This is a genomic window from Fontibacillus forbon (genome assembly GCF_046559655.1).
Classification (GTDB): domain Bacteria; phylum Bacillota; class Bacilli; order Paenibacillales; family Paenibacillaceae; genus Fontibacillus.
Window position 1 is genome coordinate 707,619 of sequence record NZ_JBKGFV010000004.1, and the last position, 26,872, is coordinate 734,490.

Annotated in this window: 16 protein-coding genes, 17 tRNA genes and 1 rRNA gene; 7 read left to right on the plus strand and 27 right to left on the minus strand. The window is 48.1% G+C overall.

Annotation, left to right across the window (positions count from 1 at the left end):
• Positions 1–162 precede the first annotated feature (162 nt).
• Positions 163–1,416: a mechanosensitive ion channel family protein gene (locus ACLB09_RS18765; protein ID WP_410771380.1), complete on the minus strand. Its 1,254-nt coding sequence runs from the start codon at positions 1,414–1,416 to the stop codon at positions 163–165.
• A gap of 238 nt (positions 1,417–1,654) precedes the next feature.
• Between ACLB09_RS18765 and ACLB09_RS18770 the strand changes: the two genes are divergently transcribed.
• From ACLB09_RS18770 to ACLB09_RS18780, 3 genes are all read left to right on the plus strand, one after another.
• Positions 1,655–4,036 carry a GH36-type glycosyl hydrolase domain-containing protein gene (locus ACLB09_RS18770; protein WP_410771381.1) on the plus strand — a complete coding sequence of 794 codons (2,382 nt, stop codon included), beginning with the start codon at positions 1,655–1,657 and terminating at the stop codon, positions 4,034–4,036.
• A gap of 223 nt (positions 4,037–4,259) precedes the next feature.
• Entirely contained in the window at positions 4,260–5,174 is a 915-nt protein-coding gene (locus ACLB09_RS18775) for an ABC transporter ATP-binding protein (RefSeq protein WP_410771382.1), read from the plus strand.
• Positions 5,171–6,025 (plus strand): ABC transporter permease, encoded by an 855-nt coding sequence (locus tag ACLB09_RS18780; protein ID WP_410771383.1) that lies wholly within the window; start codon positions 5,171–5,173, stop codon positions 6,023–6,025. Before ACLB09_RS18775 ends, ACLB09_RS18780 begins: the two co-directional genes overlap by 4 nt.
• 92 nt (positions 6,026–6,117) lie before the next feature.
• Here the strand turns inward: ACLB09_RS18780 and ACLB09_RS18785 are convergent, their stop codons facing one another.
• The 5 genes from ACLB09_RS18785 to ACLB09_RS18805 form a co-directional block, all read right to left on the minus strand.
• Positions 6,118–6,876, minus strand: a complete 759-nt coding sequence (locus tag ACLB09_RS18785; RefSeq protein ID WP_410771384.1) for an ABC transporter ATP-binding protein — start codon at positions 6,874–6,876, stop codon at positions 6,118–6,120.
• Between the two features lie 4 nt (positions 6,877–6,880).
• Positions 6,881–9,199 (minus strand): ABC transporter permease, encoded by a 2,319-nt coding sequence (locus tag ACLB09_RS18790; RefSeq protein ID WP_410771385.1) that lies wholly within the window; start codon positions 9,197–9,199, stop codon positions 6,881–6,883.
• The gene (locus ACLB09_RS18795) at positions 9,184–10,482 is read right to left on the minus strand and encodes an MFS transporter (RefSeq protein WP_410771415.1); all 1,299 of its coding nucleotides are present in this window, start codon (positions 10,480–10,482) and stop codon (positions 9,184–9,186) included. The genes ACLB09_RS18790 and ACLB09_RS18795 overlap by 16 nt, the downstream gene beginning before the upstream one ends.
• Complete coding sequence (locus ACLB09_RS18800) at positions 10,475–11,128, minus strand: TetR/AcrR family transcriptional regulator (protein ID WP_410771386.1); 654 nt, start codon at positions 11,126–11,128, stop codon at positions 10,475–10,477. Before ACLB09_RS18800 ends, ACLB09_RS18795 begins: the two co-directional genes overlap by 8 nt.
• Before the next feature lie 183 nt (positions 11,129–11,311).
• Positions 11,312–13,012, minus strand: a complete 1,701-nt coding sequence (locus ACLB09_RS18805) for an ABC transporter substrate-binding protein (RefSeq protein WP_410771387.1) — start codon at positions 13,010–13,012, stop codon at positions 11,312–11,314.
• 202 nt (positions 13,013–13,214) lie between these two features.
• Between ACLB09_RS18805 and ACLB09_RS18810 the strand changes: the two genes are divergently transcribed.
• Positions 13,215–14,075: a helix-turn-helix domain-containing protein gene (locus ACLB09_RS18810; RefSeq protein ID WP_410771388.1), complete on the plus strand. Its 861-nt coding sequence runs from the start codon at positions 13,215–13,217 to the stop codon at positions 14,073–14,075.
• A 2-nt stretch (positions 14,076–14,077) separates the two neighbouring features.
• Here ACLB09_RS18810 and ACLB09_RS18815 read toward each other — a convergent pair whose 3' ends face one another.
• Positions 14,078–15,577, minus strand: coding sequence for a glycoside hydrolase family 43 protein (locus ACLB09_RS18815; RefSeq protein ID WP_410771389.1), 1,500 nt, complete (start codon positions 15,575–15,577; stop codon positions 14,078–14,080).
• Between the two features lie 754 nt (positions 15,578–16,331).
• Here ACLB09_RS18815 and ACLB09_RS18820 point away from each other — a divergent pair.
• On the plus strand, positions 16,332–21,095 hold the full coding sequence (locus tag ACLB09_RS18820; RefSeq protein WP_410771390.1) for a polysaccharide lyase family 8 super-sandwich domain-containing protein: 4,764 nt from the start codon (positions 16,332–16,334) through the stop codon (positions 21,093–21,095).
• Positions 21,096–21,328: 233 nt separating this feature from the next.
• On the opposite strand, the gene ACLB09_RS18825 is transcribed toward ACLB09_RS18820, so the two are convergent.
• Complete coding sequence (locus ACLB09_RS18825) at positions 21,329–22,120, minus strand: sensor domain-containing protein (protein ID WP_410771391.1); 792 nt, start codon at positions 22,118–22,120, stop codon at positions 21,329–21,331.
• A gap of 166 nt (positions 22,121–22,286) precedes the next feature.
• Complete coding sequence (locus tag ACLB09_RS18830; RefSeq protein ID WP_410771392.1) at positions 22,287–22,775, minus strand: MarR family transcriptional regulator; 489 nt, start codon at positions 22,773–22,775, stop codon at positions 22,287–22,289.
• A 159-nt stretch (positions 22,776–22,934) separates the two neighbouring features.
• On the opposite strand from ACLB09_RS18830, the gene ACLB09_RS18835 reads away from it, so the two are divergent.
• Both ACLB09_RS18835 and ACLB09_RS18840 read left to right on the plus strand, forming a co-directional pair.
• The gene (locus tag ACLB09_RS18835) at positions 22,935–23,684 is read left to right on the plus strand and encodes an NADPH-dependent oxidoreductase (protein WP_410771393.1); all 750 of its coding nucleotides are present in this window, start codon (positions 22,935–22,937) and stop codon (positions 23,682–23,684) included.
• 454 nt (positions 23,685–24,138) lie between these two features.
• The gene (locus ACLB09_RS18840; RefSeq protein WP_410771394.1) at positions 24,139–24,405 is read left to right on the plus strand and encodes a CD3324 family protein; all 267 of its coding nucleotides are present in this window, start codon (positions 24,139–24,141) and stop codon (positions 24,403–24,405) included.
• Positions 24,406–24,990: 585 nt separating this feature from the next.
• Here the strand turns inward: ACLB09_RS18840 and ACLB09_RS18845 are convergent.
• From ACLB09_RS18845 to rrf, 18 genes are all read right to left on the minus strand, one after another.
• Positions 24,991–25,061: transfer RNA gene (locus tag ACLB09_RS18845), tRNA-Gly, on the minus strand.
• Between the two features lie 5 nt (positions 25,062–25,066).
• A tRNA-Pro gene (locus ACLB09_RS18850) sits at positions 25,067–25,143 on the minus strand.
• A 10-nt stretch (positions 25,144–25,153) separates the two neighbouring features.
• A tRNA-Leu gene (locus tag ACLB09_RS18855) sits at positions 25,154–25,233 on the minus strand.
• Between the two features lie 34 nt (positions 25,234–25,267).
• Positions 25,268–25,342, minus strand: a tRNA-Gln gene (locus tag ACLB09_RS18860).
• A gap of 21 nt (positions 25,343–25,363) precedes the next feature.
• Positions 25,364–25,439 (minus strand) — tRNA-His (locus ACLB09_RS18865).
• Positions 25,440–25,521: 82 nt separating this feature from the next.
• Positions 25,522–25,598: transfer RNA gene (locus ACLB09_RS18870), tRNA-Arg, on the minus strand.
• A 6-nt stretch (positions 25,599–25,604) separates the two neighbouring features.
• Positions 25,605–25,679, minus strand: a tRNA-Gly gene (locus ACLB09_RS18875).
• A gap of 5 nt (positions 25,680–25,684) precedes the next feature.
• Positions 25,685–25,768: transfer RNA gene (locus tag ACLB09_RS18880), tRNA-Leu, on the minus strand.
• Between the two features lie 13 nt (positions 25,769–25,781).
• A tRNA-Lys gene (locus tag ACLB09_RS18885) sits at positions 25,782–25,854 on the minus strand.
• A 24-nt stretch (positions 25,855–25,878) separates the two neighbouring features.
• Positions 25,879–25,955, minus strand: a tRNA-Asp gene (locus ACLB09_RS18890).
• Positions 25,956–25,969: 14 nt separating this feature from the next.
• Positions 25,970–26,045: transfer RNA gene (locus tag ACLB09_RS18895), tRNA-Thr, on the minus strand.
• 18 nt (positions 26,046–26,063) lie between these two features.
• A tRNA-Val gene (locus ACLB09_RS18900) sits at positions 26,064–26,139 on the minus strand.
• Positions 26,140–26,160: 21 nt separating this feature from the next.
• Positions 26,161–26,235 (minus strand) — tRNA-Glu (locus tag ACLB09_RS18905).
• A gap of 36 nt (positions 26,236–26,271) precedes the next feature.
• Positions 26,272–26,363, minus strand: a tRNA-Ser gene (locus ACLB09_RS18910).
• 75 nt (positions 26,364–26,438) lie between these two features.
• Positions 26,439–26,511 (minus strand) — tRNA-Asn (locus ACLB09_RS18915).
• A 4-nt stretch (positions 26,512–26,515) separates the two neighbouring features.
• Positions 26,516–26,591, minus strand: a tRNA-Ala gene (locus ACLB09_RS18920).
• Between the two features lie 19 nt (positions 26,592–26,610).
• A tRNA-Ile gene (locus tag ACLB09_RS18925) sits at positions 26,611–26,687 on the minus strand.
• A gap of 60 nt (positions 26,688–26,747) precedes the next feature.
• Positions 26,748–26,864 (minus strand): 5S ribosomal RNA (gene rrf / locus ACLB09_RS18930).
• Positions 26,865–26,872 lie beyond the last annotated feature (8 nt).

Consider the following 26,872-nt stretch of genomic DNA (forward strand, 5'->3'; position numbering starts at 1 on the left):
TTAAATCTCATTATAGCCATAACTCTTAGTCCCGGACAATGAAAATTAGGCACAGGCAAAGTACTCTATGAACAAACGGAAACATTGCGCCGCCCCTCTTTCTTATAAAATGCACAAACCCCAACCGCCCGGTTGGGGTTTGCGCTTGCCTCCGATCCAATCTTAATATCCTCGCGAAAATTCCCTGCTTTCTTTTAAATGGGCGATATCATGGCCCGTCGGGTTTTGGAAGGCACGAAGCCCGAAAGTCGGAGCGACTGCAATAATGTGGTCAAAAATATCCGCCTGGATCGATTCGTACACTCCCCAGTTGGTATCATTGCTGAAAGCGTAGATTTCCAACGGCAGTCCGTTGTCTCCCGGCGCTAACTGTCGGACAATCAGCGTCATATCCTTACGAATTTTCGGATGATTTCTCAGATATTGATGGATATATTCTCTGAATACCCCCACATTCGTAAGTTGCCTGCCGTTCACTTTACTTTCCGTATTAATCCGGTGTTCCGTGTTGTATGCGTTAATTTCATTTAATCTTGTCGTGAGATAATCGGTAAGGTAGTGAATCTTCAGAAATTCATCGATCATTTCCCGGGTACAAAAGCTTATGCTGCTCGTATCGATAAAGACGCTTCGCTTAATCCTTCTGCCGCCGGATACTTGCATGCCTCTCCAATTCTTGAACGAGTCCGAGATGAGGGCGTAGCTCGGAATCATCGTGATCGTTTTATCGAAATTCATCACCTTTACCGTGTTTAAGGTAATGTCGATTACGTCGCCGTCCGCATGATATTTAGGCATTTCAATCCAGTCGCCTACGCGCACCATATCATTCGATGATAATTGAACGCCTGCTACCAGGCCTAATATGGAATCTTTGAAGACTAACATCAGAACAGCCGATAAGGCACCGAGCCCACTGAGAATGATCAACGGATTCTGACCGATGAGGTTCGAGATCACCACAATGCCGCCGATGATGAACAGAACGATCTTCGCCACCTGAATGTATCCCTTAATCGGTCTGATCTTGGAGACTTCATACGAACGATAAATCGCATCAAAGGCATTGAGCAGCGCGTTGAACACCATGATGGTTACGATAATCATATAAGTGAATGCGGCTTTTTCAATCAAAGCTTGATAAGGCGGAAAGATAGACGCGGAATAATAAATGATGATCGAAGGTACGAGATGCGACAGCTTGTGGAACACCTTTTTCTCCAAAATGACTTTATCCCACGTATACCGATTGTTGTTGATAATATGGATAATCGTCTTCAGCACGATTTTTTTGGCTATAAAATTGGCCAGGATGGAGACCACAGCTATAAAAACAACCATGATCACATTCGAAAGATAACCAATGGTTTGTTCGCTCATGCCATATCCGTCTAGTTGATGTTTGATAAATTCCATGGTTTCCTCCAAACGCAGTTTATATTAGCCTATTATTATAGATTAGATTCCAGTACTAAGCAAAGCTTGGGAAAGTATCATCGGGTTGGTTTGATAACCTTTTGTTAATATTTCACAAATATAGGGTTTTAGGTTGTTCGAAACTATCTTATGATAAGGTTGGGTGGGGATCCTTCAACACTTTTGTGAACGCGCGTTTATTGTCCTGCCCATCACCTACTTAATAGGAGGAATGGTCATGCAATACGGCTACTTTGACGAAAAAAACAAGGAGTATCTCATTACGAAGCCGAATACGCCTGCCCCTTGGGCGAACTACCTCGGCTCGCCGGAGTACGGCGCCATCATCTCTGGCAATGCAGGAGGGTACAGTTTTGTTAAATCCGGTGCGAACGGACGGCATATTCGTTACCACTTCAATTCCAAGGATGAGCCGGGACGCTATATTTATGTGCGGGACTTGGAGAACGGGGATTATTGGTCCGGCTCTTGGCAGCCGGTAGGCAAGGATCTGGACCGGTACAAATCGGTATGCCATCATGGAACCGGATACACGAACATTACTTCGGATTATGACGGCATCCGGACGGAAACCTTATATTATGTGCCTCTGAATAAAACTTATGAGGTATGGCGCCTGAAGGTCCGCAATGACGGCTCCAAGGCCCGGAAGCTGGCCCTCTTCGGATTTGTAGAATTCACCAACCATAACAACTATGAACAAGATAACGTTAATCTTCAGTACACTTTGTTCATTTCACGGACCTATTACAAGAACAATATGATCCTCCAATCCATTAATGAAAACGTTCCCGAGGACCAATGCTGGAGATTTTTCGGCGCCGCAGGCGCGGAGGTTATCGCTTACGATGGCGACCGGGATACGTTCCTTGGCGATTACCGCGGTTACGGCAATCCGTCCTCCGTCGAAAAGGGCCAATGCGCCAATTCGCTAAACTATAACACCAACTCCTGCGGTGCCCTACAGATTAATGTGGAGCTACAGCCGGGAGAAGAGAAAGAAATCGCCTTCCTCTTGGGACAGTATGACGAGCAAGGCGCGTCCGAAATTCTCGGCCATTATCAAGATTTGTCCGTCGTGGACAAGGAGCTCGAAGAGCTGAAAGCCTTCTGGCACAGCAAGCTGAACCGTTTTCAAGTCCAGACGCCAAGCGAAAATCTGAACAGCATGATCAATACTTGGAACGCATACCAATGCTTCATCACCTTCATCTGGTCCCGGGCCGCCTCCTTCCAATACTGCGGTCTGCGCAACGGACTCGGCTATCGGGATACCGTGCAGGATATTCAAGGCATCATTCATCTGGATCATGAAATGGCTCTCGAACGGCTGAGACTGATGATCTCCGCCCAGGTCTCCAACGGCGGCGGTCTTCCGCTCGTGAAATTCGACCATAACCCCGGGCATGAGGGCACGCCCGACGACCCGGAATACGTGCAGGAAACCGGCCATCCCCATTATCGTGCCGACGATGCTTTGTGGCTGTTCCCGACCGTGATCAAATACTTGAAAGAAAGCGGCAACTGGGGCTTTACGGACGAAGTGGTTCCTTATTCGGATCAAGGCGAGGACACGGTTTACGAACATCTGCGCCAAGCGCTCCAATTCAGCTTGGATCGCATGGGCGTCCACGGCATGCCGGTCGGACTTTACGCCGACTGGAACGATTGTCTGCGGCTTGGAGCCAAGGGAGAATCGTTATTCGTCGCCTTCCAGCTGTACATGGCCTTCAAAGTGTTCATGGAAATCGCGCAGAACAAGAACAAGCTTGACGATGTCGATTGGGCTCAAGGCCTGCTTGATGAGCTGGACGCGAACATCCAGAAGCATGCTTGGGAGAATGATCAATTCGTCCGCGGTTTTACGGAAGACAATTATACGGTCGGCTCCTGGGAGAATGATGAGGCAAGAATCTGGCTGAATCCGCAAAGCTGGGCCGTATTAAGCGGCGCAGCCCGCCCGGAGCAGGCGAAGCTCTCCATGGACAAAGTGTACGACAATCTGCGGACCGAATACGGCACTATGTTATGCTACCCGCCGTTCAAGGAATACGGGATGCCCGTAGCCCGGATGGTCCTTTTCAACCCCTCGACCAAGGAGAACGCCGGCATCTTCAGCCAGCCGCAGGGATGGCTCATTTTGGCGGGAACCATGCTCGGCAACGGGGATCGCGCGTTTGAATATTTCCTGGATTGCAGCCCGGCCAGCATGAACGATAAGGCCGAAATCCGCAAGCTCGAGCCCTATGTGCACGGGCAATTCGTCGAGTCCAAGGACAGCCCGTATCAAGGCCGGGCGCATGTCCATTGGCTCACCGGCACCGCCTCGACGGTAATGGTCTCCTTGGTGGAAGGCATTATGGGGGTTCAACCGCAGTTTGACGGCCTTCGGATTAACCCGTGCATTCCTTCCGACTGGAAGAACTTCTCCATGGTGCGGGAATTCCGCGGCAAGAAATTGAATATTCAGGTGGAAAACAAGAACGGCGTACAAAAAGGAGTTTCCCATATCGTTATTAACGGCGAAGAAATTCAAGGCAATCTGATCCCGGTCGCCAAAATGGAAGCAGAAAACAATGTGCGGGTCATTATGGGGTAAGGCATCATCCATTGGGTCGGCCTAACTTCCTGTAATATTTACTAAAACAACCTCTATCCGCTCCGGACGGAGGTTGCCTTCTTTTGGCTCCCTATTCATCTTGCGGTACACAGATTCATAAGGTAGGGTATTACATAAATATTGCTTATCAGTTCTATGTCGTGTAATAGTTGTAAGTAGTTCCGTTGTAAATATTTATATTAAATATGAGCAGGAGTGTGAAATGGATAAAATTATTGAGGTATCCAATCTGCATAAATCTTACGGGAATGTTCACGCTGTGAAAGGAATTAGTTTCTACGTAGAAAAGGGAAAGCTGTTCGCATTCCTTGGACCTAACGGTGCGGGCAAATCCACAACAATCGACATCATTTGTACTTTTCTGAAGCAGGACAGCGGAGAGGTAAGCTTAAATGGTCACGAGCTAGGCAGAGAAGATGATCAAATCCGTTCCGTCATCGGGGTGGTGTTTCAGGACGGATTGCTCGACCCGCTTCTGACCATTGAAGAGAATCTTAGAATTCGCGGAGGGTTTTATGGACTAAAGGGTGCTGCACTGGACAATGCGGTCCATAATGCAGCTACCGCAACAGGCGTATCCGATTTATTGAAGCGTCACTATGGGAAGCTATCGGGTGGTCAGCGCAGACGGTGTGACATTGCAAGAGCTCTTGTCAACACGCCTACAATTCTCTTTTTAGATGAACCTACTACCGGTCTTGATCCGCAGACTAGAAAAAGTGTATGGGAGACAATTAAGCACCTGCAAAAGAAAACCGGAATGACCGTTTTTCTTACCACGCATTATATGGAAGAAGCCGCCGAAGCGGATTATATTCTGGTCATTGATGATGGCCAAATTGCCGCAAAGGGTACTCCTGCAGAGTTAAAGGAAAATTACTCCCACGATAAGCTATCTCTTAATTGTACAAATATCGACCAGGTGTGCCGCCTATTAGATGAACGAGATACATCATATACTTGCATTGCTGACCGAATCGTGATTCCATTGCCATCAACCATGGAGGCTCTACCGATTATTGAAGCTTGCAAAGATCACATTCGAGGTTTTGAGGTTACAAGCGGGACAATGGATGACGCCTTCATCGGTATAACAGGCAAGGAGGTGCGGGCATGATTGGATTTACAAAGAGAAATCTCAAAATATTTTTCAGAGATAAGTCTTCCGTATTTTTCTCTCTTCTGGCCGTATTTATTATACTCGGACTTTATGTATTGTTTCTCGGCGATGTGTGGACATCCAATCTTAATGATGTGCCGGGTGCGAGAGAAATGATGGACAACTGGATTATCGCGGGAATGCTGGCAGTAACCACATTCACGACGTCTATGGGTGCGTTCGGCATCATGATCAATGATAAAACACAGAAAATATCGAAAGACTTCTATTCATCGCCGTTAAGCAGAAATAGCATTGCAGGCGGATACGTCCTTAGCGCATTTATCATAGCACTGATTATGAGTGTTGTTACGCTTGTGCTTGGCGAAATCTATATCACCGCTAATGGCGGGGCTATGATGAGTCTGCCAGTCTTACTGAAGGTGCTCGTATTAATTGTACTTTCAGCCTTTGTGAATACAGCTATTATATTTTTTATCGTGTCTTTCTTTAAGAGCCAAAATGCTTTCGCAACGGCAAGCACGATTATTGGAACGCTGATTGGTTTTATAACGGGAATCTATCTTCCGATTAGTATGCTTCCGGAAGGAGTACAATGGATTATTAAGCTTTTCCCTGTTTCTCATGCAGCGGCTCTGTTCCGTCAAGTCATGATGGAGGCGCCCATAGCATCATCATTTGAAGGAATGCCCTCAGAGAACGCTGCCGAATTCAAGGATATGATGGGCGTAACCTTTAATTTTGGCGATTATACAACGACCGCCACAACAAGTATCCTTGTTCTGATTGTTACCGCTGTAGTATTTTATGGATTATCTGTTTATAGGGCATCATTGAAGAAAGTATAGGCAGACCTACAAAAATGACCCCCGTGTGCTCTCAACTTTATCCTCAGACGGAGGCCACTGAGAATCTTTTTTTCTGCGGCCTCCCTAACAAATCATATTCCGATTTCCCTCATTTTCACCGTTACTTGCTCGACCCTGCCCTCCAGATTCGTCCCATCGAACTTCGTAAGATTCAGATCGCTTACGAGGGCTCCGTCGCGCATAAACAGAATACGCTCACTCCGCGCCGCAACCTTGGCGTCGTGGGTTACTAGCATAACCGCAGTACCATCCGCGTTGATTTCGGAAAACAGGTCCATGATCTCCTCGGCGGATTGGGAGTTGAGCGCACCCGTAGGCTCGTCGCCGAAAATAATTCTCGGGCTGTTCATTAGCGCCCGGCATATTCCCGCACGCTGAAACTGACCTCCCGAAACCTGCGTAATGTCGCGCTTTTCAAGCTCCGAAATACCCACCCTTTTCATAAGCGCTCTAGCCTTTGCCGTAATTTTAGCGACGTTCTTTCTATTGTCCCGCATGGACGGAAGAATGATGTTGTCGAGGATATTCAGATGTTTCAGCATCGTCGGCTGTTGAAAAACGAACCCCATTTTGGTTCTGCGCAGATCCGAAAGCTCATTCTCCCCGATTTCCGATAAATCCCTGCCGTCAACCACGACTTTTCCGCCATTAATGCCATCCGTCCCGCTTAGCGCAAACATCAGCGTTGATTTTCCCGAGCCCGAAGGCCCCATCACCGCAACGAACTCGCCCTCGTTAATGTAAGCGGACACTCCGTCAAGAACATTCCGCTTTTCATTGCCCTCGCCGAAAGATTTAACGATCTGATCCCCGATAATGATCTTGTTCATAGGCCTACTCCTTTATATTTTCGGAAATTTTGATTTGTCCTGCGCGCGATGTACCGATAAGGGTTGCGATAAGCACCGAGCCCATCATCATCAGCGGACTAAGCAGATACGCGGAAAGCGGATTGACCGCAAAATGAAACGTCGACGCTCCAAAGGAGGAAATCACAGCGCCCGCAAGCATCTCTCCGAGCGTATTGGCCAGAAGCAAGCCTAGAACAATTCCGAGTATCATAACGAATGCCGAACGCGAAATGTACTGTGCTTGAATATCCGAGCTAGTGAAACCGAACGCTTTCATGACGCTGATTGAATATTTGTCTTTTGCGACAAGCATTTTCATAAACAACAGGGTAACCAATACCGTGATCATCAGCGCGACGGCAATTGCAGCATAAGAGGCCCTTTCGACGGAGCTTATGGTCGAGCCGAAGGTCTGTGCAACATATTCGTCAATATCCGACACCTTGGCATAATCAAACCTGTCCGCATATTCCGAAACTTTGCTGCCAATAAGAGATGGGTCTGCAAGCTCCGCATAGATCACGTACCACATCACTTCCGCCGAATTGCCATTGAAAACGGCTTTTGCGGTTTTGCCCCCGTTGGTAATGTCGGAATAAATACCGCTTACCTTGAGTTGCTTGTTCTTCCCCTCAATCACCAGGGTAATGATTTCACCGACCTTTTTGCCAAGCTCATTGGCATTCATGGCCGAAAGCGCAATCTCGTCTTCCGCGGCGGGAGCCCGACCCTCGGAATATTTTACGGGAAAGACGGAATGGTCGCCGAGCTCAACCTTCAATCTTTCCTCCGAGCCGTCCTCCGTCTTGGCTTGAAATGTTTTTGTTGTAAGCACGACATACTTTAAAATGGCACTGTCGCCGCTCATCGTCTTTGCAATTTCGGCGGCTTTGTCGGAAATATGGTTGGTCTGCTGCAGGTCTATGCGCATATCAGCGTTACCTATCCCCATATATTGGCTGAAGCCTTTTGAGGAAATCGTATGATGCAGATTCTGCGGAACGATGATGATAAAGGCCGAAATGATCAGCACCGCAAGCATGGTGGCGTAAAGTTTTTTCCTTGCGAGAACATCTTTGACACCGAGAAAAATATTCGTGTTAAGCAGTCGGTTTCCACTCAGGTTAAACCGCTTTGTACCCGCGGATTTTTCCTGCGAAGTGCCAAAGCGAATGGCTTCGGCGGGAGATATTTTCCGAAAGCGTCTCAGCACTCCGCTTACATAAGCAATGATGGCAAGGAATACAAGCAGAATGCCGATGATTCCCAAAGTTGCGGCTAGTGAAGGATGATCGCTTTCCCCCATATAAAGCCGTATATTTTCAAGAAGCATGCCTTTGAATACGAACGAGAGTCCAAATCCGAGAATACAGCCTGCCGCCGCAATCGCCGCATATTTGGCAAGATAAATCTTCTTGATGTCGGAAACGCGAAGCCCTATGGCCTTCATGACGCCGATTTCGCGGTAGTCGTCTTCGATTTTCGCCAGAAGCGTAAAGCGTATGCACATCAAAGCGATCGCAACGACGAGCACGCTGACAAGCAGGATTACCCCGATCATCATCCCGTCGGAAATGGCGTTGATCATTTTGAACAGCGGATAGGTAATCGTCGGTCCGTTCGCTTCAAGTCCTGCGGCGGCATATGCGGTTTCGAATGCGCCGAGCGCCGACAAACCCTTTAACCTGAACTCAATCAGATACTCCGTACTTCCAAGGTTTTTAATTTCTGCGTAATCATTTTTACTGATAAGAAATCTCTTCGAGGAAGAGAGCGTGGAATTCATTTGCGAATCGCGGAGAAATCCCGCAACGGCAAATTCCTTTCCGCTGATGACGGCTTTGTCGCCGACCTTTGTGGTGTTGTCCTTCATATAACTTAGCGGAACATAAAGCTCGCCGTCGGATGCGTGGATGACGTTTCCGTCAAGATCAAGAAGATAGTCGAATTTTTCGCTCTGGATGCTGAATCCGTTATCCTGAACATTATCCGCAAGCGAAGTATCGCCTAATCTAATCCGTGCTCCGTCCATATTGAGAAATTCCAACACCTGAAACTCATCGACATTGCCGTTCTGCTCCGCAAACTCCGTTAGCCGGACCGTATCGATTTCCCCCGTATGCATCTGCATAAAATGCGGCGTTTCCGCCCGCGTCATCAGCGTATCTATCGCGCCCGAAAGATTTACGACGAGGGTCACCGCGAGAGATACCAGCATCGCCGCTGCAGCAACAAATACCATGGTTGTCAACGTGATCAGTTTGCTCTTGGATATGTCCTTGCGGATTATTCTGTAATACATAAGTCACCTCCGTACTCCAGCTTTTTGACTGATTTCAAGTGATACAGAATGACCGAAGTCACGCATAACAGCATACCGGCGATGATAATGAGAAATCCCGTTCCCCTGCCGCTGCCCGTGCCGATGATCTTTCCCACACTGCCCGAAAGCGCACCGCCTTCAACCAATAAAGGAGTGAACGCATAGTCCGCCAGCAAACCCGAAAACGCATAAGCGGCAACAAATCCAAGCTGAGAAAGAATTCCGATCAATGCCCAAGCTCTGCCCTGAACGGAATTATCAATGTTGGTGCGAACCAGAAAATCCAGGCTTGCGTTAGCAAACGGCATCATGGCAAAAAAGAGAAATCCCGAAATACAGATCAACACAATATTCTCGCGTAATCCGAACCCCGCCATAAACATTCCTATACAAAATAGCGAGATCGAGAGGACTTTCACATAACCTCTTTTGATTGGCAAAAATCCCAGGATCACACTGGATACGAGCATTCCCGAAGCAACGATGGTTTCAAGCGTTCCAACTACGGAACTGTCCGTAAAAGCAAGCAACATTGGTATGGACAACGTTTCAATAACTCCGAGGAACAAGGTCAGCACCGAGGTCATGATCACAAGGACAACCACGCCTCTGTTTTCGGAAACCGCGCTCCAACCGTCTTTGAATTCACGGATAAACGACTTGGCCTGTTCGCCTGCCTTGGAGGCAAGACCGCTTCGTACGGCAAGCGTAGTTGCAACGGTGACAAAAATAGTGCAAATATCGAGGACAAGCAACAGCTTTATATCCGAAACGGTGAGCAATAATCCCGCAAGGACCGGAGAAATCAGGAATTTTGCCGAGCCCGCCACCTGGACTAGACCGCTTGCCTTCGTGTACTGCTCCTCGGTAAGCAAATCCGTAACCGTAGCTTTGTATGCGGGTTCGAGCAGTGATGAAAACACCGAGCTTAGGGTAACTCCCACGCAAATCTGCCATAGCTGCGCTTCTCCGCGAAGCATGCAAATTAGGGTAAATACAAGTCCCAGTCCGGAAAGACCATCGCCCAAAACCATTAACAGCCTACGGTCATAACGGTCCGCAAGTACTCCCGCAAAGGCGCTTAAGAGAAGCGACGGCAGAAACGCTAGCAAGGTTACCAGCGCCATAGCCGATGCCTTGCCCGTCTGCTGGAATACATAGATCCCAAGTCCGAACGAAGTAAGCCCGCTTCCTATTGCAGAAATCAGCTGTCCTGACCACAGCAGCAGAAACTTTCCGAAGGATTTGCCCGGTTTATTCATCGCCTCCTTCATCACCTCCGCCAAACATCGCCATGACATCCATAAGACTTCCGCTTTCGGCACCGAGCAGCCTTTCAACGTTGCAGACAAAAGCCAGTATTCGTGAGGCGCGCTCCTCGTCCGTCATGGGTACCAAATCCTCATCAAAAACGGTATTCGCATAAATCACGACCATCTCCATGCATTCATACGGGAACGGGGTGTTGAACATCCCCTGCTCAATGCCCTCGCGGATGATCCCCGTCAGGATCGGCGTAACGCCGTTAATGATGCTCTTCTGGATTTTCTGATGCATAAGCGCGTTCTGCGGCTTGTGAATATGCTCCATAATTTCTTCACTGCTGCTTCCGCCGTCGCTGATGTTCAGTGCCATTACAGTGCGAATCACACGCTCGATAACGGGTATGCTTTTATCTGCGGCAATTTCCTGCGCCGCCCCTAAAATGGAGATATTATAGCGCTCAATCAGCGCATCCATAATATCCTCCTTTGACTTGAAATGATGATACAGCGTTCCCCGTGCAATTCCGACCTTTTCGAGAAGATCGTTTGTACTCGTGCCGTCAAAACCCTTCTGTCCGAAAAGTTCATCCGCCGCATCAAGGATTTCGTTCCTGCGTTCCTCCGCCTCTTTTTTAACTCTCACTAGTTCGGGGACCTCCTTCGTTACCGACCGACTGTCTGTCGGTTATAGAATAACATGATAATTTTTAATGTCAAGAGGTGTTCGCTCCTATATGAACCCGGACAGGTACATCATCGGGACAAAAAAATCCGGTAACCACTCGTGATATCGAGTAATTACCGGAGAATGTGAATACATCCTGCTTTATTCTATGTTCTTGCCCGTAAAGAGCGAAACTCTCGCTTTTACCAGCTCCGTATATTGCTTTTCCATCTTCTCGGCTCCGACACTATTCAACTCAGTGAGGAAGTCGTCATAAATTTCGTCAAATTTATCCGATTTGGCCAGTACCACCTCTGGAATTCTTTTTTGGATGATATCCTGGGTTTTTTGATAAATGATCTGGTAGTCTCCGTCCGTTGGAACCTGCATATTGTACAAGGCGCCCCACTCTTTGACGGGAAGTTCGTCTTCGCTTGGGAACAGATCCTTCCATGTCTTAGCGTTATAAGCGGCTAACGTTTCCTTTTCGACATCCGAATATTTGGCGATGATTTGTTCCGGGAAAATGGTCGTATAATAATTGCCTGTGGAATCTTTAACGCCATCCCCGTAACGCGGAGCAAAAGTCGTATACAAATCGACGCCCGTTTCTTTGGCAAAAGTGTTGGCGTCATTGACTTTTTTGTTGAGAACATCGGCAGGAATGACGCGGGTGCCGTTTTCGACGTTATATTGCTTACCCTCGATCCCCCAGTTTCTCAGCACTTGGCCTTCATCCGATGCCAGCCAGTCAAGAAACTTGATGGCGCGAACAGGATCTTTGCAGGCGGTCGTAATACTAATGCCATAGCCGTCGACACCGAAAGACTGCATGGCGTGATCCTTGTATTGTTCGCTCAGCGTAACCGGAAAGTGCGCGTATGTGTATTCGTACTTGCCCGCGGCTTTCAAAGCATTTTCAGCTTCGCTGTATTCCCAGTCCACTGAAGTCAACCCCAGTACACGGCCACTGGCGATTTTCGCTTTATATTGATCTTCTTTTTGGACAAAGGAATCTTTATCGAGTAATCCATCATTGTACAACTTGTTCAACCAGCGAAAATATTCTTTTTCTACCGGTCGTTTATAGTGAAGCATCGCTTCATAAGTTTCGGGATCCACATGATACTCGCCGTCATTCATGCCGCCCGTCGTGTTATTGGCCTGATTGGTGACCGTTATCAACATTTTCCAACCATCCGCATTCAGCGTTAGCGGAATCGTAGGTTGTCCGTCCGTTGTCGGATGCTTCTCCACGTATTCCCTAAGTACGTTTTCAAAGTCATTAATCGTTTTGATTTCCGGATAGCCCAGTTCCTTCAGTACGCGATGCTGAACTTGAAAGCCGTTCGTAGCATCAAAATATTGTTGGTCAACTCCGATATTGGTCGGGATCGCATAGATGGCCTGGTCTTCATTGCTATATTTCATGCGATTCATGTTTTCGCTCATGATCTTTTTGATATTAGGAGCATGTTCCTCGATAAGATCCGTGAGATCTATAATGGCTTCAGTATCCACCAGCTTACCGAGCTCGCCTTTGGCGTAAATGAGATCCGGATACTCGCCGCTTGCCGCCATCAGGGAGATTCTATCTTGTCCTCCGCCGCTGCCGATATCAAACTCCGCATCAATGGTGACTCCGGTTTTGGCCGTAATTTCCTTACCCACTTCATCCTGCATGTTGTTCCAGTTTGGGTTCGCGTCGGCTCCAAAAAAGGTAAATGTGATGGGGCTAGTTGTGTCTCCACTGGTTGAATCACCTGAATTTACCGCCTTATTTCCCGAATTGCCGCACCCTGCACTAACAAGCAGCATACTTGCCAATAAAAGAATTCCAAAGTTCTTATTCAATCTTCGCATTTAATTCATCCTTTCCCCCTATATATTTCACAATACAAGCTTAATTGAATGCGCTTACCTTATTGACTGCGAACCATCACTCCCAGCGAATTGTGGTCTTAATTACATTCATTATTCTATCTCATCGGTTAGGGGCAAACCTTGATTTTCAAGTCATTCAATAGCATGATATAGACATGAACAGAGTCAGGCGGTGATCATTTTGACGGATGTATATTTAAACTGGTTTACGATGGATGAGCATTTCCCTTTTTTCATTCAATACGGAGGACATGAGGAGGACACCTTTGATCATAATCATGTGGACTTCTCCGAATTAGTCATTGTCCTGAATGGACATGCTACCCATATCGTAAATAACGAAGAATCATTTATCAAAAAGGGAAACGTTTTTGTGATTAACGGCAGTACTTCTCATGCTTATAAAGAACCTCAGGATTTTAAGATCTGCAACATTATGTACAAACCGGAGATGCTTGAATCCGCCGGCCATGATCTGCGAACCTTGAATGGCTTTCAGGCGCTTTTTATTTTGGAACCGTTTTATCGAAATATCACCACATATAAAAGCAAATTGAATTTGTCGATTTCAAACTTGGAGTATGTTGCATCCCTCATCTCTTTTATGGTCGGAGAATACGAGTCCAAGCTTCCCGGTCATCAGACCATGCTCGCTTCGCGCTTTATGGAACTCGTCGTTTATTTGTCCAGACACTATGACAATGGCGAAAAAGACCTGGACAGCGGTCTGATCCACCTTGCGAATGCGGTCTCCTATATTGAAGATCACTATCTCGAGCCGATCGCGTTGGAGGAAGTTGCCGCAAAATCGAATATTTCCATAAGACACTTGAACCGAATTTTTAAAGCGTATTATCAAACGACGCCGATCGCTTATCTTCAGCGGCTTCGTCTTGAAAGGGCCTGCATGCTCTTAAAACAAACCCATCTTTCAGTAACGGATATCTCTTATGCGTGCGGATTTAATGACAGTAATTATCTGGCCCGCCTATTCAAAAAGACTTATGGGATGTCGCCTCAAACCTACCGAAAAAACCGGTGAATCTAGTTCACCGGTTCATAATCAAACCAATCAAAATACGCTGGAGTAACTTGCTCCGATTCACTCGTTGCATACATCGCCATAAACACGCCGGTAAAACCGCCCGCTACTTCCGTGGAAAGAAAATGAGTTTCGCCCCATCCCATCTCAAATACCTTCGAATCTCTCGTTCGGAATGATGCTTCAAATCTCTCGGGGAGAGCTTTAATTTGAAGCACTACCTCCCCCTCGGGGCAGTCGCGTACCTCTTCTACCTTCATCGAGCCGACCGTCCGGCGGAAAACAATCGCCTTCCGTCCTCCATCGCGCCTTACGGCAAGATCGTAATGGTACTTCTCGTTCATATAAACGGTTAAACCGGCCTCTTCCCCATCGTTCAACGGCTCAAATTCCATCGCTGCCTGAATATTGCTGGAGAAATGACAAAGCCGTTGCCCAACAAAGGCCGGAGAACCGATTTCGTTCAAAGACGTTTGATTGCCATGCAGAACAAGATAACCCGGCCGTTCCTCCAAAGACCAACAGCTTGGGTGGGGATTTCGCAAAAACGTCCAATCCATTCCCAGCCGGGATTGATCGAATTCGTCTCTTACCGGCCTTTCCGGCCAACGCGCTTCCGGCAACTCAGGCGCTTCCATGAGGGGCTGAATGTGGCCGTCGATGCCAACGGTCGGCCATCCGTCTGCCGTCCAGGTTACGTTCGCGAGGAAAACCTCTCTGCCCAGATGGTGGCGATAGGGATATGAAACGGGTCTTATTCCCAAGCAAACCGCCCACCAGCTGCCGTCCTGGGCCTGGACTATATCGGCATGGCCCGTTGCGTGTATTCTGCTATCCATGCTCCGGTTTGAAAGTATAGGATTATGGGGACAAGACTCATACGGCCCAAACGGATCATCGCTTCTGGCCATGGTCTCCATATGTCCGTATTCAGTCCCGCCCTCGGCGATCATCAAATAATATTGACCATTAATTTTGTATACATGAGGCGCTTCAGGATGTGCCCCTCCCGATCCTGTCCAGATCAAGCGGCTCCCGGTCAACATGCTTCCGGATTCGATATCGATTTCACATTGATATATGCCGCCGTTACGCGCAGATTGAAAATACACGCGCCCGTCATCATCAAACAAAAGAGAGGGATCGATACCGTCCTGAGCAACCTGTATCGGCTTCGACCAGGGGCCTTCCGGATTCATCGTTTTGACGTAGAAATTCCCGATTCCGCTTACATTGGTGGTTACCATATAAAACCAGCCCTTATGATAACGAAGGGTCGGAGCATAGATTCCTCCCGAAGTCCATGCTTTAGCGAGCGGCAATTGCTCTTCGGTTGTTAAACAATGGCCAATCTGCCGCCAATGGACAAGATCCTTGCTATGGAAAATAGGCACGCCGGGGAAATATTCAAACGAACTTGTGACCAAATAATAGTCGTCATCAACCCGGCAAATGCTAGGGTCAGGGTGAAAGCCAGGGATAACGGGATTGGTAAACTGCATCCATTGCACTCCTGTCTTAATTGATTTTTGCAGCCTGGAACACACTTGGTTTTATCAAGTGAATATCCTTTCAATCCCCATTATATTTCACACCATGAAATAAAACCTTCATTTTAAAGTCACATCAGTAGCATGATATAGACATACAATTGGCATCCGCACCGCATCCCGTGTTTCCCGATGATTAAGCAGCCTATTGCCGAAAGCGAAATGTACCGCACCTAAATATCTGAGTTTACGAACCTTTGAAAGTCTGAATTTCATGGTTCTAGAACTTTTGCAATTCCCTGCCGAACTTATGAATTGGAGGATTAATTATAGCATAACGGGCATCTCCGTCTACAAAATCGTTTATTTTTGAAATAGTGTTGTTTTTGAGAAGTTCGTAAATCTGCGCTTGCAGGAAAAATCGGAGTTTGCCGGAATTGCCGTTGCAGCGAGGGATTGGTAAGGTAACGGCATAGATAACGGGACGCTGATGCGATTGGCCGGTCTCGATGAAAGGAGGAAAGCGATGCAAAAGCAAGTTGACAAGTAAACGGTCTTCCATCCATGAAATGGAAAGCGCTATCATCAAATTTTTAAGATTAGTTAAACAAAGGAGCGCATGTGAATGACTAACCAAATGCAAAGGTTTGTAAAGAGGTGGATCTGTCTTGTTATTGTTTGTTCCATGATTTCGTCCCTATTTTTATACTCGCCCGTATCGGCGAGCACTCCCGAGGAGTCGAGTGCTTCTCAAGAAATCGCTGATATGAAAATGATGAAAAAGCGTATGGTTGATTTTTACATCTCCAAAGATATCATAAATGACGGAACGAACGGCCGGGTCGAATGGACCTTCAAATCACAGGCAGGTACTTATTTATCCAATCAAAAACCGGATGGAAGCTGGGGCGATGTCGATTACGCGAGTACAACCTCCGCCGCCAATGGGAGAGGTTGGTCACCCTACCTTGCCTTAGACCGGATGCAATCGATGGCACAGGCGTTTGCCGACCCGAATGATCCAAACTATCATAGCGAAACGCTGTTAGCCGGTATTCAAAAGGCACTGGATTATTGGTTCACGGTAAAGCCGACTTCAACCAACTGGTGGGAGACCGGCATCGGCAAACAACTAAGGCTGGAAAAAATCGCGCTTCTATGTGAAGGCTATTTAACGGCAACGCAAGTCGCCAATATTATCGACACGTTAGACAGCAGCCCCCACACGGTCGATGGAGCCAATTCGTCCTGGTACAATCAAAATTATATGTACCGCGGCTTATTGCTGGAGGATGCCCAGATTGTCCGGAACGCCGTGAATGCGTTTAACGTGCTGTCGAATGTGACGACGACCGTGACGGGAATCCAGTCGGACATGTCTTTTTTCATGCATGGCAAAACGAATTATACGACGGGCTATGGAAGAAGCTTTGCCAGAGATATGTCATTCTGGGCCTACGTTACCTCGGGCACCCTGTTCTCGTACAGCGAGGCGGCGATTGATTCGTTATCGTCCTATTTGTTGGACGGCACCCGGTATCTCGTGAGAGGCGATGTTGCCGATTTGGGCATGGGGATGAACGGACCGGATTGGCCGGATTATGCGAGCGCGGCTTTGACCTTCTATGAAGATCCGATGCAATGGATGCAGGCGGCGAATCCGAAGCGGGCTGCGGAGTTTGCGAGTTTCCTTGATAACATTCGCAGGATCGGCACGAACACGAGCAACGGGCTGAACGCCAACAATATGACGCAATGGCAGACGCTTGTCTCCTCCCATATGCGAACCGACTACGGAATTACGGTCAAGATGTCCTCCAGCACGGTTAAAGGCGGCGAATGGAGAACGATTAATCCCGGCGGATACAACCTGTTGTACTGGACGCCGCAAGGAGCCACCGCCATTCAGAGAACCGGCGACGAATACAGACCCGTTTACCCGTTGATGGACTGGGCTCATGTTCCCGGTACGACGGCCCCGTACGCACTCACGAAAGACGGGAATTTCAACAATCCCAAAACGTTCGTAGGCGGAGTGACAAACGAGCGTTACGGAGCCACCGCATTTGATTTTAACAAGTTGAGTACAAGCGGAAAGAAAGGCTACTTCTTTTTCGATGATGAAATGGTAGCGCTTGGTGCAGGAATCGCTTCGACGAATACCGCACCGATCCACACGACATTGAACCAAAGTCAGGCGATAGGCGAAGTTCTCGTAAACGGCAATCCGATAGCGGACGGAACGATGCAAACGGGCGGACGCTGGGCCTATAACGATAATATCGGCTATATATTCCCGAATCCGACGGATTTTCAAGTAAACCGGGAGACGAAAACCGGGAAATGGAGCGACGTCATCACGGGAAGTTCAACGGAGGCGATTACCAAGCCGATTTTCTCGATTTGGCTCGATCATGGCGTGAAACCCACAAACGCTTCCTACCAATACATTGTATTGCCGAACAAAACCTCCGAAGAGGTCGGCAGCTACGCGGGCGACAATCCGATAAGTATTCTTTCGAATACCTCGTCCGTCCAGGCCGTCCGGCATGAATCTCTGGGAATTGCGGAGTTGCTGTTTTATCAACCCGGAACGGTGACGGTGAGAGACGGTTTGAATGTCACGGTAGATCAACCCGCCATGGTTATCGTTGACGAATCTTCAGCACCTGTCCGTATTTCGGTCGCCAATCCCGAAACGCCGGGGATTACGGTGAACGTGACGCTGGATCGAAACGGAGAAACATCCACGACAAGCTACAAACTCGGCAAGGATACGTTCACGGGCCGAAGCATGACATTGAATGAGGGATCTTCCATCGACGACAGCGGATTCGATCTCGCTTACGATAAAGGCGCAACCGCTTCATCCAGCAAAGGCAACCAATATGCTTCGAATGCAACGGATCTTTACAGAGCTTCGTATTGGGGTTCAAACGATTATGATAATGAATGGATTTATGTTGATTTGCAAAATGAATTTTTGATCAATAAAGTTAGGCTCAATTGGGAGAAAGCGTACGGGAAGAGTTATAAAATTCAAGTATCGAACGATGCCGTCGCCTGGAGTGATGTTTACTCGACGACGACGGGTGAAGGCGGAATCGAGGACATTTCCTTCAGTCCGGTCAGCGCCAGGTACGTGCGTATGCAAGGAGTTCAGCAGGGTACCGGAAACGGCTACTCGCTTAATGAATTTAACGTGTATGAAGCAGTACCGCCCAATCTTGCGGAAGGCAAGCCGGTATTGGCAAGCTCATCGAGAGCCGCGAACGTAGGGCCCGGTTATGCAGTCGATGGCTCCCTTAGTACCCGTTGGGGATCCAACTATTCCGATCCGCAGTGGATCTATGTCGACCTGGGCACTAGCCAATCCATCCAGGAGGTCGCCCTACATTGGGAAGACGCATACGGCAAGGCATACGAAATTCAGGTTTCCGACGACGCGAAGAACTGGACTACAGTTTACGGCACCACAACCGGAGACGGCGGAGTCGATCGAATCTCCTTCGAACCCGTGAATGCAAGATATGTTCAGATGTACGGCATGAAAAGAGGAACCACGTACGGCTACTCGCTATGGGAATTTAAAGTATATTCGGCTCTTGCTACTGCCCCGGACGCACCTGCCGATGTGCATGCCGTCGGTCATGACGGGTCCGCTGAGGTGAGCTTTGCCGCGCCGGTCCATAACGGCGGAAGCGAAATTTCAGGCTATAAGGTAACCGCGTGGGCAAACGGAGAAGCTATTGCGACGGCGGAAGGTTCGAAAAGTCCCATCACCGTCACCGGTCTGACGAACGGTACGGCGTATGCCTTTACGGTGATCGCAAGGAACGCCAAATGGGAATCGCCCTCGTCCGCTCCGTCGAACGAGGTGATCCCGTCGCCGGACGCATCTGTTCCGGCTTCGCCTGCGAATTTGACGGCGGCGCCCGGTGACCAATCCGTAACCTTAAAATGGGACGCTTCGGCGGAAAGCGTCACCTATTCCGTGTACCAATATGAAGGCATTGCGGCGCCGGCCGATCCCGGCAACTGGCAGCTGGTTCAAGCCAGCGTAACGGAAGCCACGTATACGGTAACCGGATTGACGAACGAAACGAGCTATGCGTTCACGGTGAAAGCCGTAAATGCTAGAGGCGAGAGTGATTTCTCCATGGCCGTGACGGCGACGCCGAGTTCGACCTTGTCGCAGGTTCCGGCAGCTCCGGCTCATCTAGCCGCCTTGGCGGAAGACCGGAAAGTTTCGCTGAGTTGGGATGCCGTAGCTGGAGCGGATCGCTATGTCGTTTACAAGTATGCAGGGTCTGCGGCGCCGGTTAATCCGGCCGATTGGGTGCAAGTGCAGGCGGACGTCACGGAAACCGCATACACCGTAACCGGTCTGACGAATGGTACCCGATACGCGTTCTCAGTGAAAGCCGTAGGACCGGGAGGCGAGAGCAAGTTCTCCAATGCCGTGACGGCGACGCCAAAGGCTCCGCAGCCGGAGACGCCGAGAGATCCGCAATCGGAGACGCCGGTCAGCGGCACGGGTGGTGGCGATGATACTTCCGTCATCCAATCGACTAACGGCATCATTCTTATCCCAAGCGGACGGGCCGGCGAGGTCAGCCTCGATAAAGAAGTTATTCTTACGATCGGCGCAGGGGCGGCGGAGCAAGAGCTGCGCATCTCGATCGAGAAGCTGCTCAGTACGGCAAACCTCGTATTCGATAAGGAAACGCTTGTCAGCAACGTCTTTGAGTTGACGAAAAATACGACCGGCAACTTCAAGAAGCCGATCGTCATCACGATGAAGTTCGACCCGTCTCTTGTAGAAGACGATCAAAGAGTCGGTATCTTCTACTATGACGAATCAAAGAAAGTATGGATTGAAATAGGCGGCACCGTGAACGGCGATCGAATTACGGCCGAGGTGGATCACTTCACCAAGTTTGCGGTCATGGCTGTAGGCGAGAAAAAAGACGAAAGCGGCGAACCGAACGCGCCGGCGCCATCTTTCACGGACATCTCGGAACATTGGGCGAAGAGCGCCATCCTGAGCGCGGCGGGCATGAAGCTTGTCAGCGGTTATCCGGACGGAACGTTCAAGCCGAATTCCGCCATTACCCGCGCCGAATTTACGTTCATGCTGGCCAAGGCGCTTAAGCTGGAAGGAGCAGGTTCAGCAACTGCGTTTACGGACGAGGCTAAAATCGGCGAATGGGCAAGGCAAGAAATCGCGAATGCGGTTGAAGCAGGCATTGTGAGCGGGTACGCGGACGGTAGCTTCCGGCCGAATGCGCATATTACCCGCGCGGAAATGGCAGCGATGATCGCCAGAGCGCTTAAAGTGTCTGAAGAAGCAGGCGCAACGACCGGCTTCGCGGACGATAAGGACATTCCGAAGTGGGCGAAAGGCACAATTGAGGCGGTTCGCAAGCTGGGCGTCATGAGCGGCCGCGGCGACAATAAGTTCGTTCCGAACGGTACTGCGACCCGGGCGGAAGCGGTAACGCTATTGGTTCGGATTTTGGAACAATAAAACATGGATAGCAGCTGGCACAGCGGAGGAATAAATATGTTCCTCATGCTGTGCCAGCGCTTTTTCCCGGCCATCTCCAACCCGTCTACAATTTCGGGGTATAGCAAAAGCCCGACCTCGTGAGGTCGGGCTTTTCATGGTGGCGGCGAACCACAGCTGTGAAAAACCGCTATTCGCCGCAGTATGTTGATGAGGTACGGTAGGCCAAGTAGCGGATTAAAAAAGGAAAACTTCTAAAGCTCTCTATAGGCTGGCTGCATCATCCCCTGAGTGGTCTGATCCTCTTGGAACTCATAATATTGCGACTCAACGGGCGCATGTATTTGTGTTTCCATTGGCACTGACGTCTGCTGATACGGCTCATCCACATACATGATTCTGCGCTGAATTTGCATGAGTCCATTCACGACGCGCAGCGCGACCCAGAAAAGGACAAGACCAACGCCTACGTACAGCAGATATTGCTGATTATAAGTCCAATCTATATGAAAATAACTAAACAAGCTATTTTCTAAAATATCAAGCTGCATTTCATTCATCAGAACGATATGCACGACTGGAAGCGCAATTAATCCCAGTCCTAGTGAAATCGCCGTTACCATGATAGCAAAGAATACGATGCCTGTTACAAGTCTTAGTAATACGAGCAACAGATTTCGAATGAATAGCCCACCCTCAAAACCTCTCACCATTCGCTTCAACCAGTTCTGTCCAGCTTCGGACTGTTGATTGTAGGTATACGATACGGAAGGAGCAGGTAAACCTAAAATTTGTCTAATCATGCTCTGTTCAAAATTCACGATCCCATTCAACAGCTTGGCCATTCCAAAAAACAGCGGTATTCCGATAAATATTGGAGTTAAACCGATGGATAGCGCAAGTCCCGTTACCGCTACTGTAAAATAAATAATCCCTAACGGGAGAGATAACAATAAATAGAGGATGGTTGCATAGGTTTTTGGATTAAAAAGCACCCACTTCACCTTACCTGCCCGCGCCATTTCAGTCGCTTCTATTGCCTTCATATTCAAACACCCCTTTTGACTTCATAAGTCACGCTCTGTGAGACATAAATCCATTATATCCGACCTTATCTGCCTCGCATAACCGTCTTAAGGGGTGTCTGAACCTAGACTTTAGACTAGGGATCTGTCGATGTCGCCACTAGAAACCTTGCCCCGTAGAATTTTGCTACCGCAGGCTAGCCAGCTTCTCCAAAAAGTCTGCCACGATTTCCAGCGACGCTGCGTCGAAGCTTGTTAACAATTCCATTGCCTTTTTATCCTGCTCATGGTGAAATACCTGATGCAGGTCGGCCAATTCCGCGCCAAGTGGAGTCACGGAGAAATAAATTTCTTTTAGGTTGTCCGGCAGCTGGTTTTTTCGAATCAGGCCCTGATCCAGCAATTTGCGGGTAATTTTGGAAACGGCGCCTTTCGTTATCCCCATATCGCGGGCAATATCAACCCCTTTAATGCTTTCGTTCGCATTGATGACATCCAAAACGTGCAGGCTTGAGACGGACAGGCGGGGAAGCAGCTTCTTTAGCCGGTCATCGGAGATGCGCTCTACAAGCCAAAGCCGATCCTGGTCCTCGTCGGTTTTGCTGATGAGGATCCGGTACATGGATTTTTCGATGCGATTTTTAAGCTTAAGCAAATCATCATTCATATCTGGCATAAGGCAAGCCTACCTTTTTTCTTTTCATTATAACATGGTTTCCACAGAAACCATTTGACAGAACATCCTCCTCTTGTTATTATGGTTTCCGTGGAAACAATAATATTTAACACTTCTTCTGAAACTTCTACAGAAACTAACTAATTGGAGGGAATTTAAATGAATGAAGTTATGCAAGTGATCCGCCAGCATCGCTCCATCCGTAAGTTTAAAGATATTCCATTGGCAGGCGAGCAAATCGAAGCGATTGTCGATGCAGCGCAAATGGCACCAACCTCGGCGCATATGCAGCCGTTCTCGATCATCGGCGTTACCGATCAGGAACTGCGGAAGAAGATCGCGGTACATTCGAAAAATCCATGGATTAAGGAATGCGGGTACTTTTTTATTTTTTGCGCCGATCTTCATCGGATGATGTTGGCCGCCGGCCCGGAGCAGCAGGAAAAAATAAGCCGTAACCTGAGCTTCTCGTATTTTTACCAAACCGCTGTATTGAGTTCCGCACTTGCCCTGCAAAATGCCAACTTGGCAGCTGAATCTATGGGACTTGGAGCTGTGATCATCGGCGGAATTAATGAGGCCCTGCCCGCTTTGGATGAATGGCTTGGATTGCCGGACTTCGTCATTCCTTTGGTCGGTCTTGCAGTAGGCGTTCCCGACGAGCTCCCCGAGCAAAAGCCGCGGTTGCCGCAGTCCGCCGTCTTTTTTGAAAACCGGTATGAAGATGATCCCGATCTTAAAGCAAAGGTCGATAGATATGACCGGGAAATCGAGGAGTACTACAGCGCGCGAACGAATAACAAACAAAAGGCAAGCTGGTCCGGAAAATTCATCGCCATGCTGGACAATGATTTGCCGCTCAGCGGGTATACGGAATATGTGAAGAGCAAAGGGTTCGATTTGAAATAGTGAGATTGCACCAATAGTTTCTTATCCCTGAAAAGCAAAAATCCATAACCGGAATTGGTTGTGGATTTTAGTAATTTTACCATTTGTCCATCTAATGGGGCGTTTTGTGTAAAAAATATTTCTAATTATTTTGTACATATTTTTGAACGTATCTAACCGTTATAATAGAATTGCTTGTCTAAACACTACTAACTTATTTTAAAAGATGTGTAATGCAAGAAGGATGTTGTGTAGTCAGATAGAAATTTATTCTTACTCTTTATGAAGGAGGGTTACTATGTCTGGTTTTAAAACGATGTGCTCCATGCAAAGTCTGCACTACAAACAACGGCGGTTGTTGTTGTATGGAGCTGAACAATCATTTACCGCCTAACAAATGCATGGTGATCACACGTTTGTAGTATAGACTTTGCTTCCTTAAAACTTCTAAAAAATTTTAAGGGGCAGAGCTATCATGAAATATATAAACGCCGATACTATACTTCCGGATGATTTATTAAAGGAAGTACAGAAGTATATCCAAGGTGGAACGTTATACATTCCCAACCCTGATAAATCGCGAAAGAGATGGGGCGAAATTTCAGGGGGCAGAACCTATTTGAACCACAGAAACGAAGAGATTCGACGGAAGTTTTCTGAAGGTATTAATATCGATCAACTATCTGTCCAATTCTGTCTCTCTTGCGAAAGCATCAAAAAAATTGTTTATACGAAAAAATAATATGAAAAGTCATGTTGGATTAAATTCTGATGTGGCTTTTTTTGTATATTTCGTAAGTATAGAATAAACCTAATTGTTTTGTATATATTTTCAAATCCTTGCCCTTATTATAATTATCTTATTCTCATAACAAAGATTATGAGTGTCGGAAGTTGATTTACGTCCCCAAGGAGGAATTATAATGCCAAAAACAAAACGGGGTAGGGCTCTTTTGAAAGTCCCTGCAAGAGGTAGAGGAACATGTCCCATTTGTCTGGAAACAAGAATTAAATTGTTATACACGAAAACAAAATCGAATGGCGAACAAATCAATGTATGTAAACGTTGCTCATCTGCAACAATCGTTAGAGTGGACAAAGCGCAAAACTGGAAGCAACCGATTGCATTTCGTCGGAAGCATCGAAAGGTGCTAAATCGTCTTCATAGCTGAAAAGGTGACCTGGCTTCCAATATGTACAGGACAGGCTTTTGAGATTGATTATAATGTACCATGCAACAAAAAACACACTCCCCAAGAGATCTTACTTAATTCTCAAGGGATAAGTGTGTTTTTTAATTTTTTTTATAAATTGGCTATCTGTAATAAGCGGGTGATGGGAATCGAACCCACGCTATCAGCTTGGAAGGCTGAAGTTCTACCATTGAACTACACCCGCAAAATTGGTCGGGATGACACGATTCGAACATGCGACCCCCTGGTCCCAAACCAGGTGCTCTACCAAGCTGAGCTACATCCCGATAAATATAATGCCGGTGAAGGGACTCGAACCCCCACGGTTTCCCTCACGATTTTGAGTCGCGCGCGTCTGCCAATTCCGCCACACCGGCATATGTATATACTACTGCTTTGCTAAGATAAAAGTGGCTGGGGATATAGGATTCGAACCTATGCGTGACGGAGTCAAAGTCCGTTGCCTTACCGCTTGGCTAATCCCCAACACTGTTTAAGAGTTACAAATGGGGCGATCGATGGGACTTGAACCCACGAATGCCGGAGCCACAATCCGGTGCGTTAACCCCTTCGCCACGACCGCCATAAACTTTCTTACTCAGTTTGAAACTTGCCAGTGACAACAGGACAGTTTTTCCACATCGGTATATTCACTGGATAAAAAATGGCGCGCCCTAAGAGATTCGAACTCCTGACCTTTTGATTCGTAGTCAAACGCTCTATCCAGCTGAGCTAAGGGCGCAAATTATGGAGCGGACGACGGGAATCGAACCCGCGACCCTCGCCTTGGCAAGGCGATGCTCTACCGCTGAGCCACGTCCGCAAAGATGGTGCGCGTGGAGGGACTTGAACCCCCACGTCAAAGACGCTAGATCCTAAGTCTAGTGCGTCTGCCAATTCCGCCACACGCGCACACTGTGAAAAGTGAGCCATGAAGGACTCGAACCTTCGACACCCTGATTAAAAGTCAGGTGCTCTACCAACTGAGCTAATGGCTCGCATAAGCGAAGCTAAGATGTAAATGGCGGAGCCGACGGGATTCGAACCCGCGGTCTCCTGCGTGACAGGCAGGCATGTTAGGCCTCTACACCACGGCTCCGCATTGGGTAAAGATGGTGCCGTCGAGAGGACTTGAACCCCCAACCTACTGATTACAAGTCAGTTGCTCTACCAATTGAGCTACAACGGCACGGTGTGAAATATGAAATGGTGGAGGCTGAGGGGATCGAACCCCCGACCCTCTGCTTGTAAGGCAGATGCTCTCCCAGCTGAGCTAAGCCTCCATATATAGTTCGTAATTGAAGTGGTGACCCGTAGGGGATTCGAACCCCTGTTACCTCCGTGAAAGGGAGGTGTCTTAACCCCTTGACCAACGGGCCTCAATGAAATGACGCATTAATTTTAAAGAAAAATTATGGCGGAGAGAGAGGGATTCGAACCCTCGAGACGCTTGTGACGCCTACACGATTTCCAATCGTGCTCCTTCGGCCAGCTCGGACACCTCTCCACAGTATTTGGTTAGGCTCCCCAGAAAGCGCTAGGAATAGACATCGAAGCTATTCATCACTTTCCGGGGAATGGACTCCCCGAACAGGACTCGAACCTGTGACAACTCGATTAACAGTCGAGTGCTCTACCAACTGAGCTATCAGGGAATAATGGTGGAGCCAAGCGGGATCGAACCGCTGACCTCCTGCTTGCAAGGCAGGCGCTCTCCCAGCTGAGCTATGGCCCCAAACTTCATAGATATTTTATGGTGGGCCCTAGTGGACTCGAACCACCGACCTCACCCTTATCAGGGGTGCGCTCTAACCAGCTGAGCTAAGGGCCCGTATTTAAAAATAATTATAAATGTAGAATTTTAGGCAAAAAAAAGCCCCGCAAGGGGATTGCTTGGCGGCGTCCTACTCTCCCAGGACCCTTCGGTCCAAGTACCATCGGCGCTGGAGGGCTTAACGGTCGTGTTCGGGATGGGTACGCGTGGAACCCCTCCGCCATCGCCACCAAACGTATTAA